General features: G+C 52.6%; 1 rRNA gene. It reads right to left on the reverse strand.

Features of this window, described 5'->3' with window-relative positions:
- Positions 1–69: 69 nt before the first annotated feature.
- A 23S ribosomal RNA gene (locus BO222_RS08630) occupies positions 70–2,933 on the reverse strand.
- Positions 2,934–3,026 lie beyond the last annotated feature (93 nt).

Below are 3,026 nucleotides of genomic sequence, written 5' to 3' on the forward strand. Positions count from 1 at the left end.
AAAACCAAACATCAGCGACATCCTTCTTGTCTGTTGTCTTTGTTCTTTGTGTTTTACACTTCGCTTGCTTCGATCAAGCCCTCGACCGATTAGTATCAGCCAACTTCATGCATCTCTGCACTTCCATCTCTGACCTATCTACCTCGTCGTCTTCAAGGGGTCTTACTTCTTTCGAATGGCAGATCTTATCTTGGGGCTGGCTTCGCGCTTAGATGCTTTCAGCGCTTATCCTTTCCCTGCTTAGCTGCCCAGCTGTACCATTGGCATGATAACTGGTGCACCAGCGGCAGGTCCATCCCGGTCCTCTCGTACTGAGGACAGCTCCCCTCAGATCTCCTTCGCCCACAACAGATAGGGACCGAACTGTCTCACGACGTTCTGAACCCAGCTCGCGTACCGCTTTAATGGGCGGACAGCCCAACCCTTGGAACCGAATCCAGCTCCAGGATGCGATGAGCCGACATCGAGGTGCCAAACCCCGCCGTCGATGTGAACTCTTGGGCGGGATCAGCCTGTTATCCCCAGGGTAGCTTTTATCCGTTGAGCGGCGGCCCTTCCATGCGGTTCCGCCGGATCACTAATCCCGACTTTCGTCCCTGCTCTGCCTGTTTGCATCGCAGTCAGGCGCGCTTTTGCATTTACACTCTTCATCTGGTTTCCATCCAGACTGAACGCACCTTTGGGCGCCTCCGTTACTCTTTAGGAGGCGACCGCCCCAGTCAAACTGCCCACCCGGCACTTTTGGCGACTTTCGTCTGCTTTAGGGTTTCACCAATACAGGGGTGGTATCCCACTTGCGGCTCCTCTTCAACTGGCGTTCAAGTCTCTTCGCCTTCCACCTATTCTGTACATGCATCAATCAAACCCAATGCCGGGCTGCAGTAAAGCTCCATGGGGTCTTTCCGTCTAGTTGCGGGTAACCTGCATTTTCACAGGTACTAAGATTTCACCGAGTCTGCTGCCGAGACAGCGCCCAAATCGTTACACCTTTCGTGCGGGTCAGAACTTACCTGACAAGGAATTTCGCTACCTTAGGACCGTTATAGTTACGGCCGCCGTTCACTGGGGCTTCAGTTCAATGCTTCGTGCAAACTAACATTTCCCCTTAACCTTCCAGCACCGGGCAGGTGTCACCCCATATACTTCGCCTTGCGGCTTCGCATAGAGCTGTGTTTTAGTTAAACAGTCGCTTGGGCCTTTTCACTGCGGCTCTTTCGAGCGCCCCTTCTCCCGAAGTTACGGGGCCATTTTGCCGAGTTCCTTGGCAACAGTTCTCTCGCTCACCTTGCAATTCTCTTGCCGCCTGCCTGTGTCGGTTTTGGTACGGGCCGCTTATGGATTCATGCTAGAAGCTTTTCCTGAAAGCTGGATTCATGTGCTTCGACTAACGTCTTCCCCTTCACGTTTTCGCTTTTGCATCCGGATTTGCCTGGATGCCGCTTATTTCGCTTGGCCCGCAATCCACTTAGCGGGTCACACTATCCTTCTTTGTCACTCCATCACTCCATACGCGGGTGCAGGATTCTCTGCCTGCTTTCCATCCGCTTCCCCTTTCAGGTTCGCGTTAGGTCCCGACTGACCCAGGGCGGACGAACCTTCCCCTGGAATCCTTAGGCTTTCGGTGTGCAGGATTCTCACCTGCATCTCGCTACTCACACCGGCATTCTCACTTCCATGATCTCCACCATTTCTTTCGATCTGGCTTCAATGCTCATGCAACGCTCCCCTACCACAATTTCAATATCTCTACTGTCCTTATCCGCAGCTTCGGCAGATGACTTAGCCCCGGTACATTTTCGGCGCAGGGCCACTCGACTAGTGAGCTGTTACGCACTCTTTCAAGGATGGCTGCTTCTGAGCCAACCTCCTAGCTGTCCGTGCGTCCCCACATCCTTTTCCACTCAGTCATCATTTTGGGGCCTTAGCTGGCGGTCTGGGCTGTTTCCCTCTTGAGCATGGACCTTATCACCCACACTCTGACTGCCGCTTTCATTTCAACATGGCATTCGCAGTTTGATTCCATTCAGTACCCCGGGATGGGGCCATCATGAATTCAGTGCTCTACCTCCACATCGCTGTTTGCGACGCTAGCCCTAAAGCTATTTCGGGGAGAACCAGCTATTTCCGGGTTCGATTGGAATTTCTCCCCTAGCCACAGGTCATCCGCTGACTTTTCAACGGCAGTCGGTTCGGTCCTCCATTGGGTCTCACCCCAACTTCAACCTGCCCATGGCTAGATCACCCGGTTTCGGGTCTGTAAACCTCTACTTGTCGCCCTCTTCAGACTCGCTTTCGCTTCGGCTTCACCTTCTCGGTTTAACCTTGCACAGATTCACAACTCGCCGGTTCATTCTACAAAAGGCACGCCATCATCCCTTAACGGACTCTGACTTCTTGTAAGCATACGGTTTCAGGTTCTCTTTCACTCCGCTTGCGCGGTTCTTTTCACCTTTCCCTCACGGTACTGGTTCACTATCGCTCAGCCGCTCCTATTTAGCCTTGGCGGATGGTCCCGCCTGCTTCCGACAGGATTTCCCGTGTCCCGTCGTACTCAGGATTCCGCTATCTCCAGGTTCGCTTTTGCCTACGGGCATTTCACCCTCTTTGTGCCTGCTTTCCAGCAGGTTCAGCTAACGTTCCCTTCCATTTCTTGCGGTCCTACAACCCCACTTGCGTGGTTTGGGCTTCTTCCCTTTCGCTCGCCGCTACTTGGGAAATCACTCTTGTTTTCTTTTCCTCCGGCTACTTGGATGTTTCGGTTTGCCGGGTTTTTCTCCATTGCTGGATGACTGATTTCTATTCAGCCGGGTTTCCCCATTCGGATACCGCCGGTTGTGCTTCCTTACAGCTTGCCGGCGCTTTTCGCAGTTTGGCGCGTCCTTCTTCAATCGCAGCTGGCCAGGCATTCTCCGTACGCCCTTTCTTGCTTGATCTCGTGTTTTCACTTCTGAACTGTTGTTTGACTGTATTGCTACTCTCTTACAACTTTTACTTCAGACCTTCTGTTATGTCTTTTACTGATGTTT

Origin of the sequence: Ileibacterium valens (assembly GCF_001945525.1) — a bacterium.
GTDB lineage: Bacteria > Bacillota_I > Bacilli_A > Erysipelotrichales > Erysipelotrichaceae > Ileibacterium > Ileibacterium valens.